General features: G+C 67.4%; 7 protein-coding genes and 1 pseudogene. 4 read left to right on the top strand and 4 right to left on the bottom strand.

The genetic code is table 11. From position 1 onward, the window contains the following. The 4 genes and pseudogenes from OIK44_RS22710 to OIK44_RS22695 form a co-directional block, all read right to left on the bottom strand. Positions 1 to 246: pseudogene (locus OIK44_RS22710) on the bottom strand (tetratricopeptide repeat protein); the annotation flags it as partial. Beyond that, positions 243 to 2,156: a pilus (MSHA type) biogenesis protein MshL gene (gene mshL / locus OIK44_RS22705; RefSeq protein ID WP_273674172.1), complete on the bottom strand. Its 1,914-nt coding sequence runs from the start codon at positions 2,154 to 2,156 to the stop codon at positions 243 to 245. The pseudogene OIK44_RS22710 and the gene mshL, both read right to left, overlap by 4 nt. A gap of 139 nt (positions 2,157 to 2,295) precedes the next feature. Then, positions 2,296 to 3,570: an ExeA family protein gene (locus tag OIK44_RS22700; RefSeq protein WP_273674170.1), complete on the bottom strand. Its 1,275-nt coding sequence runs from the start codon at positions 3,568 to 3,570 to the stop codon at positions 2,296 to 2,298. 14 nt (positions 3,571 to 3,584) lie between these two features. Then, a complete protein-coding gene (locus OIK44_RS22695; protein ID WP_273674168.1) occupies positions 3,585 to 4,301 on the bottom strand; it encodes an ABC transporter ATP-binding protein in 717 nt (238 codons plus the stop codon). Positions 4,302 to 4,529: 228 nt separating this feature from the next. Between OIK44_RS22695 and OIK44_RS22690 the strand changes: the two genes are divergently transcribed. The 4 genes from OIK44_RS22690 to OIK44_RS22675 all read left to right on the top strand — a co-directional run bounded on the left by OIK44_RS22690 (position 4,530) and on the right by OIK44_RS22675 (position 8,609). Further along, positions 4,530 to 6,233 carry a GspE/PulE family protein gene (locus OIK44_RS22690; protein WP_273674167.1) on the top strand — a complete coding sequence of 568 codons (1,704 nt, stop codon included), beginning with the start codon at positions 4,530 to 4,532 and terminating at the stop codon, positions 6,231 to 6,233. Position 6,234: 1 nt separating this feature from the next. Continuing rightward, on the top strand, positions 6,235 to 7,470 hold the full coding sequence (locus OIK44_RS22685) for a type II secretion system F family protein (protein WP_273674165.1): 1,236 nt from the start codon (positions 6,235 to 6,237) through the stop codon (positions 7,468 to 7,470). An 80-nt stretch (positions 7,471 to 7,550) separates the two neighbouring features. Continuing rightward, a complete protein-coding gene (locus OIK44_RS22680) occupies positions 7,551 to 8,009 on the top strand; it encodes a hypothetical protein (protein ID WP_273674164.1) in 459 nt (152 codons plus the stop codon). 66 nt (positions 8,010 to 8,075) lie between these two features. After that, positions 8,076 to 8,609: a prepilin-type N-terminal cleavage/methylation domain-containing protein gene (locus tag OIK44_RS22675; protein ID WP_273674163.1), complete on the top strand. Its 534-nt coding sequence runs from the start codon at positions 8,076 to 8,078 to the stop codon at positions 8,607 to 8,609. Positions 8,610 to 8,615: the final 6 nt, after the last annotated feature.

Raw genomic sequence — 8,615 nt, 5'->3', positions numbered from 1 at the left:
GGCCGGCGGCGCCTCCGCCTGGGGCGGCGCGGGCGCCGGCGCGGCGGCGTCGGCCAGCGGCGCCAGGCTCAGGCCGTCGGCCGGCTCCAGCGCCAGCCCGGCGGCGGCGGCCGGCTGGGCCGGCTCCTGCGGCGACAGCGACAAAATCTGGTCATAGGCTTCGGACGGCTTTTCCAGCCCGTCCTCCTGGACATGGTTTTGCTTGGCGCGCTCGGCTTTCTTGAGCGCCTGCATCAGCAGGCTCATGATCCGTCCGCCCGTACCACGCCGGCCACCGGGGCGGGCGCGGACGCGGGCGCGGCGGCCCCCGCCGGACTCGGCAGCAAGTAGCGGAAGTCCTTGTAGTCGCCGTTGACGCTGGCGTCCTTGACGACGACGGGGCGGATGAAAATCACCAGCTCGGTCTTGCTGCTGCTCTCGTTGCGGTAGGAAAACAGGTTGCCCAGCACGGGAATCTGCCCTATGCCGGGCAGGCTGTCCTTATTGTTTTCGACGGAATCCTGCATCAGGCCGCCCATGACGGCCACCTGGCCGCTGCTCACCTTCATGATGGACTCCAGCTCGCGCGCCTGGATCACCGGCACCTTGCTGATCACCTTCTCGGCCGCCAGCGCCGGGTTCGGATCGGTCACATAGCCGACGATGCGGGTGATGGTCGGGCGCACGTTCAGCGTCACCTCGTCGCTGTCGGCGATCTGCGGCGTCACGCTCATGACGAAGCCCACCGGCACCGTTTCCAGGCGCGACTCGTAGGTGGCCGGCGTGGTGATGATGTTATTCAAACCGTACACGGCCGGCGTCACCTTGATGGTGAAGAAGACATTGTTGTCAACCACCTTCAACAGCGCCGTCTGGTTGTTGAGCACGCTGATTTTCGGGCTCGACAGCACCTTCACCTTGCCGAACGATTCCAGCAACTGGATGGTGGCGGCGATATTGCCCAGGCGCGAAGTCGGATTGGCGTAGTCGAGCACAAACAGGCCCGGCGTCACGCCCGGCGTCACGTTCGACGGCAGTGTGCCAGTGCCCACCTGCTTCTGCGTCATGCTCAGACCGCCGTGGAGGCGCGACCAGTTGATGCCCTGCTGGTACTGGTCGCCCAGGCGCACCTCGATGATGGTGGCCTCGATCAGCACCTGGCGCTTGGCGCTGTTGAGCACGATATCCACGAATTCCTGGATTTTTTCGTGCTGGCGGCCGGTGGCGCGCACGGCGATCAGGCCGCCCTCGACGTTGACGACGACGGAAGAGGGCGCGCCCTTGTTGGCCAGTTTCAGCGCCGCCGGCGCCGCTTCGGCCGCCTGCTGCGGGGCCTGCGGCGCGCCGGACTGGCCCGTGCCCGTGCCCTGGCCCGGCGCGGGGCCGTTTGGCTGCGCCGCCCCGTAAGGGCTCTGGCCGGATGGATTTTGCGCGTACTGGCCCTGGCCCTGGCCTTGCGCCCGGCCCTGCGCGGCGGCCGGCGCCGCCATTTGCGCCAGCGGGTCCGTCAGGGCATCGCCCAGCGTCGACTCGCGCAGCAGGTCGCGGATGTTGCGCTCCAGACTGAACCAGAAATTGTTCTCCGAGCGGTTCAGCACGGCGGTCGTGGAATTGTTGTTGCCGCCGGCGCCGCCGCTGCTGCTGGCGCTGCCGGCGGCGCCGCCGCTGCTGGCGCCGCCGCCGGCCGTGGAAATCTGCGTGGCGATGTTGACGCTGCTGTTGGTGCTGCGCGCCATATTGACGTAATCGACCTTGTAGTTGCGCCACACCGGCGCGTCCGGCACCACCGTCAAGTTCTTGCCGTCGATTTCATAGCGCATGTCGACTTGCTTGGCGATGCGCGTCAGCAACTGCGGCAGGGTCTGGTTGAGGGCGTTCAGCGTGACGACGCCCTCAATCTCGGGGTGGATGTCGATGTTCATGCCGGCGTCCCGCGCCAGCGCGAACAGCAGCGACTGCAGCGGCACCTTGTGCACGGTGACGCTATAGGTTTCCACCTTGGCCGACGGCGCCGGCGGGCGCAGCGCGGGGCTGTACTGCACCGTTTCCGGGATGGCGCCGGTGGCCGGCGCCGCCTCGCTGATATGGCTGGGCGAGGTCGGCAGCGACGGCCCGGCGCAGCCGGTCAGCAGCGTGCAGCACAGCGCGGGGATCAAGGGAAGCGCGTCGATTTTCATGGATGTTCCGCCCTTGAGCCGGCAATATGTTGTAATTTTGAAATTTTACCCACCATGGCTGAATAAAAGCAATCGTACCGCGCGGGTTTGCACCGCAAACGGGTAAAAAAGCTCGGGATAACGGTGTTTTTAGACGGCTTCACCACACATCGCCGGCGCCGGACTGGCGCACCTCGTCGCGGATCGCCGCGACGCTGCGGATTTGCGGCCGGTAACCGCCCTGTTCGGACAGCATCGCTTGCACGGCCTCGGCCTGGTGCGCGCTGCGGAAACTGCCATAGGCGATGGCGAAATGGGCCGCGCCGTCCACCCGCAGCGGATACGCGTGCACCTGCTGCAAGCCGATGGCTGCGCGGGTGTCGCGCAGGAAGGCTTCGATGGCGGCCCGATTGGCGGCCGGCATCACCATGATCTGCAGGGCCAGGTGTTGTTCCGGCGTGCTCCTGAGCCAGGCGCGGCTGGCGTCCAGGCAGGCTTGCAGCGGCCGGTCGGGCGGCGCCGCCGGCGCCGGCGCGGCGCGCTCCAGCACGGCCCAGCACGCGGCGCCGCCCAGCAGCAGTGCGCCGGCGCCGGCCGCCAGCGCGCGGCGCCGGTTCCATCGCGGCCCGCGGCCGAAGGCGCTGTCGCGCACGGCCGCCTGCACGTGGCGGCCCTGGACCACGGCGGCGTCGTCGGCGTAGGCGGCCAGCATGGCCTTGTCGGCCAGAATGTTGATGCGCCGCACGATGCCCTGCGATACGGCGGCGATGCCGCGCACGGCGTCGGCGTCGAACAGGGCGGGGCCGCGGTGGCCGGCCGCGCCCAGGCGGCAGGCGAGGAAATCGGGGATCAGCTCGGCGGCCATCAGCGGCACGGCGAAGCTGTGCGTGATGCGCTCCTTCAACTGGCGCATCTGCGGCAGGTTCAGGCTGGCGTCCAGCTCCGGCTGGCCGAACAGCACGATCTGCAGCAATTTATCGTGGGCCGTCTCCAGATTCGTCAGCAGGCGTATCTGCTCCAGCGTCGCCAGCGGCATCGCCTGCGCCTCCTCGACCAGCAGCACGACCTGCAGGCCGTTGGCATGCTTGTCGATCAGCTCGCCGTGCAGCAGGCGCAGCACCTCGTCGGTGCGCTTGCCGGCCGTGGCCAGCTGCATTTCGCCGGCGATGGCGAACAGCACCTCGTCCGGCCCCAGGCTGGGGTTGACCAGATAGATGGCCTCCACGCGCGGCGGCAACTGGCTTTCCAGCATGCGGCACAGCATGGTCTTGCCGCTGCCGACCTCGCCGGTGACCTTGATGATGCCCTCGCCGTGCGTGACGGCATACAGCAGGGCGTCGAGGATTTCGCCGCGCGTGTTGCCGCTATAAAAAAAAGCCGGGTTCGGCGTGATGCCGAAGGGCGACTCGGCGAGGCCGAAGTGGGCGTGGTACATGGGCGGGCTCCGGATCAGGCGATGCATTGCAGGAAGGCCTGCTCCAGGCTGGCCGCGGCGTAGGCGTCGCGGCATTCCCGTGGCGTGCCGACAAAACGGATGCGGCCCTCGTGCAGGATGGCCAGGCGGTCGCTCAACTCCTCGACGTCGGCCAGCGCGTGCGAGGTGAACAGCAAGGTGCCGCCGGCCGCGCGGGCCAGCCGCAAGCGCTCCTTGAGCAGGGCGCGCGCCTTCGGGTCCAGGCCGCTCATCGGCTCGTCGAGCACCAGCATCGGCTTGCCCGACAAGAGGCAGGCGGCCAGGCCCAGCTTTTGCGTCATGCCCTTCGAATAGCTGCGCACGGCGCGCGTCAGGGCGGCCTGTTCCAGGTCGAGCGCGGCCAGCATCGCCGCCACCCGGGCCGCGTCGTAGGACACGCCCTGCAGTTTCAGCACGTAGCGCAGGAAGTCGCCGCCGTTCAGGTAATAGGGCGGCAGGAAACTCTCTGGGAGGAAGGACAGCGGCGCGCGCGCGGCCGGCTGGCGGTGGCCGTGGCCGAAAATGGCGATGCTGCCGGCGTCCAGGGCGCAGAAATCGAACAGGCACTTGAGCAGGCTGGTCTTGCCGGCGCCGTTGACGCCGACCAGGGCGAACGATTCGCCGGCGCGGATGTCCAGGTCGACGTCGCGCAGCACGGCATTGCGCGCATAGCTTTTGACGACCTGTTGGAAACGCACGGCGTAAGCACTCATGGATGGACCGGTTGGGAGGGCGCGGATGGAGCGCCGGAAACAAACTGTAGCGCATTATCGCCAATCGTGGCCACGCGCCACAAGCCGAAAGCAGGGGACAGACCACGATTTTCGAGAAATAGTTGGTCAAAATTTGCGGCCGCTCCGCAAAGCCCTTCTGGCGCGGCCCCTTTATGGCATAAAATGGGCCGCAGCTTGATGCTTCAGATCAACATATTGGGAGTGGGTATGGCAAGGCCAGAAAAAGTCCGGCTGGGGGAAATTTTGGTGCGGCAGAACTTGCTGTCCGAAGAACAGCTGGGCCTGGCGCTGGGCGAGCAAAAGCGCAGCGGCCGCAAGCTGGGCCGGGTCTTCGTCGAGCACGGCTATGTGACCGAGGAGCAGATCGCCGGCGCGCTCGCCAAGCAGTTCGACATCCCCTACATCAATCTGAAGTTTTACAACATCAACGCCGACATCGTCCGCCTGCTGCCGGAGACGCAGGCGCGGCGCTTCCGCGCCCTGGTGCTGGAGGAGCGCCGCGACACCTTGCTCGTCGGCATGTCCGATCCGACCGACCTGTTCGCCTACGACGAGATCGCCCGCCTGGTCAAGCGCAACATCGAGCTGGCCGTCGTCAACGAGACGGAGGTGCTGGCCGCCATCGACCGCATCTACCGGCGCACCGAGGACATCACGGAGCTCACGCGCGAGCTGGAGCAGGACCTGGGCGACGTCTCGGTGGACTTCGGCGCGCTGGCCGCCAATCCGGGGCTGGAGGAGGCGCCCATCGTCAAACTGCTGCAATCGGTGTTCGACGACGCCACCCAGGTGCGCGCCTCCGACATCCACATCGAGCCGCAGGAGGGCCGGCTGCAGATCCGCTTCCGCATCGACGGCGTGCTGCACCTGCAGACCGAGGCCGACATCAAGATCGCCACCTCGCTGGCGCTGCGCCTGAAGCTGATGTCGGACCTGGACATCTCGGAAAAACGCCTGCCGCAGGACGGCCGCTTCGCCATCCGCGTGAAGAACCAGCGCGTCGACGTGCGCATCTCGACCATGCCGACGCAGTACGGCGAGTCGGTCGTCATGCGCCTGCTGAACCAGGGCGGCACGGCGCTGCGCCTGGACGCCATCGGCATGCCGCCCGAGCTGGTCGAGCGCTTCCGCGCCATCGTGCGGCGGCCCAACGGCCTGGTGCTCGTCACGGGGCCGACCGGCAGCGGCAAGACGACCACGCTGTACTGCGCGCTGGCCGAACTGAATTCGATGGAAAAGAAGCTGATCACCGTCGAAGACCCGGTCGAGTACCGCCTGCCCGGCATCAACCAGGTGCAGGTCAACGACAAGATCGAGCTGGACTTCGCCCGCGTGCTGCGCTCGGCGCTGCGGCAAGACCCGGACATCGTGCTGGTGGGCGAGATGCGCGACCAGGAGACGGCGCAGATCGGCCTGCGGGCGGCGATGACGGGCCACTTGGTGCTGTCGACGCTGCACACCAACGACGCGCTGAGCACGCCGCTGCGGCTGATGGACATGGGCGTGCCGCGCTACATGGTGGGCAGCTCGCTGCAAGCCGTGCTGGCGCAGCGCCTGGTGCGGGTGATCTGCGAAAGCTGCGCCGAGCCGCAGCCGCTGGCGCCCAGCGAGCGCGAATGGCTGCGCCTGGAGCTGGGCGAGCTGGTCGAGCGCAACCAGTATTTCCACGGCAAGGGCTGCTCGCACTGCAACGGCATGGGTTACCGCGGCCGCACCGGCGTCTACGAATTGCTGGAAATGACGCGCGCCGTCGTCGACGCCGCCAACCACCCGGACCCGGCCCACTTCCTCAAGGTGGCGGGGGCGCAGATGGCCGGCGCCACGCTGCGCCGCCACGCCGTCCAACTGGCGGTGCAGGGCCGCACGACGGTGGCCGAGGCCATGCGCATCAGCAACCAGACGGAGGATTGAGGTGCCTTTCTTTGCGTACAAGGCGCGCGACGCCAACGGCGAGCTGCTGCAGGGCATACTCGAAGGGGCCGACAGCGGCGCCGTCGCCGACCAGTTGTTCGCCACCGGCGCCACGCCGGTCGAGATCGCCCAGACGGCGCGCGCCGTCAAGGCGGCCGGGGACGGCGCCAGCCTGTGGCAAAGGCTGGCGGCCGGGCGCGTCACGTCGATGGACGTGCAATTGTTCAGCCGCCAGCTCTACACCCTGCTCAAGGCCGGCGTGCCGATCATGCGCGGCCTGGCCGGCTTGCAGGAGTCGGCCGTCAGCAAGGCTTTCGGCCGCGTCATCAAGGACTTGCGCGAGTCGCTGGACGCCGGGCGCGAGCTGTCGGCGGCGATGCGCCGCCATCCGGACGTGTTTTCGCCGTTCTACTTGTCGATGGTGCGCGTCGGCGAAATGACGGGCCGCCTGGAGGAGGTCTTCCTGCGCCTGTTCGACCACCTCGAATTCGACCGCGACATGCGCGAGCGCGTCAAGACGGCGCTGCGCTATCCCAGTTTCGTCCTCATCGCCATGGTCGTGGCGATGGCCATCGTGAATGTCTTCGTCATTCCCGCCTTCGTCGGCGTGTTCGCCAGCTTCCACGCCGAATTGCCGCTGATGACACGGGCGCTGATCGCCACCTCGAATTTCACCGTGCATTACTGGCCGCTGATGCTGGCCCTGCTGGCGGCCGCCTTCTTCGGCATGCGCGCCTATGTGGCCACGGCGGGCGGGCGCTACCGCTGGGACAAGGCGAAGCTGCGCATTCCCGTCGCCGGCAAGATCATCCTGAAGGGCACGATGGCGCGCTTTGCGCGCAGCTTCGCGCTGGCCAGCAAGAGCGGCGTGCCCATCGTCCAGGGGCTGGGCGTGGTGGCGCAGACGGTCGACAACGCCTACCTGTCGGCCCGCGTCGAGCAGATGCGCGACGGTGTCGAGCGCGGCGAGAGCATCCTGCGCACGGCCGCGGCGGCCGGCGTGTTCACGCCGGTGGTGCTGCAGATGATCGCCGTCGGTGAGGAAACCGGCTCGCTCGACGACCTGATGGATGAAATCGCCCAAATGTACGAGCGCGAAGTGTCCTACGAGCTGAAGACGCTGTCGGCGCAGATCGAGCCGATACTCATCGTCTTCCTCGGCGCCCTGGTGCTGGTGCTGGCGCTGGGCATCTTCCTGCCGATCTGGGACCTGGGCAAGGCCGCCCTGCACAAGTAATTTTCCTGAGCGATTGGAGCACCGTTGTGGCGTGCGCGCGACATAAGAGAGGGGCCGGTTTTTCACTGCTTGAGTTCGCTGTGGCGGCCGCCATTGTCGGGCTCGTGGCGGCGCTGGTGCTGCAGCGCGTCTCCTTCTACCGCGAGCAGGCCGGGCACGCGGCGATGCTGCGCGTGGTCGGCGACCTGCGCACCGTCTTGCACATGAGGGCGGCGGCCCTGTATGCCCACGGCCGCGGCAACGAGGTCGCCGCGCTGGCGGCGCGCAACCCGATGGACTGGCTCGACGAGCGGCCGGCCAATTACCGCGGCGAGCTCGATGCGGCGTCGGCCGCCGCCGCGCCGCCGGACAGCTGGTATTTCGAGCGCGATACGCGGCGCCTGGTTTACTGGGCGGGGCCAAGTCAAGATTCCGATAATCTTGACGCCCGGCGGCTATATTTCAAGGTAGAATTATTGCGTTTGCCCAATGCTCCCGCCGGCTTGCCGGGAGTGTCGGCGTCCGGGCCGGGTGTGGCCTTGAACCAAGTCGATGAGTAGCGTTGCCGTCGCGGCGCCCCCATCGTTGTTGAAACAGTCAAGTTGACGTCGATTTTGGAGATGTAAATGAATGCTATGAAACAGGGTAATTTCCGCAAAGCTGGCCAGGCCGGCTTTACATTGATCGAGCTGATTGTCGTGATCGTCATCCTGGGCATTCTGGCGGCAACGGCCTTGCCGCGTTTCGCCAACATGGGCGGCGAGGCCCGCGCCGCGAGCCTGAACGGCGCCCGGGGCGCACTGGCGTCAATGTCGGCGATGGCGCATAGCCGCTGGCTGGTCAACCAGCAAGACGCGGCGGCCGGCTTCACCATTTTCGAAGGCGTCACGATTACCTACTCGACGGCGTTCCGCTCCGGCTATCCGATTGCCAACGACCAGGTGGGCCCTGCCGCCGGCGTCACCCCAGCCGACTACGCCTACATCGCGCCCAGCACGACGGGCAATGCGAATGCGCCCGACACCTCGGCCACGCAGGTGGCGTTCGTGCCGAACAGCGTCGCCAACGTGCCGGCCGGGCGAACCTGCTTTGTCCGCTACACCGAGCCTACCGGCGTGAACCGTGCGCCGGAGATTATGGTGGAGGCAAGCGGCTGCTGATGCCGC

Source organism: Janthinobacterium fluminis (genome assembly GCF_028595325.1).
GTDB lineage: Bacteria > Pseudomonadota > Gammaproteobacteria > Burkholderiales > Burkholderiaceae_D > Janthinobacterium > Janthinobacterium fluminis.
The sequence above is the reverse complement of the archived record's forward strand: the minus strand, read 5'-3'. Positions and strand labels throughout refer to the sequence as shown.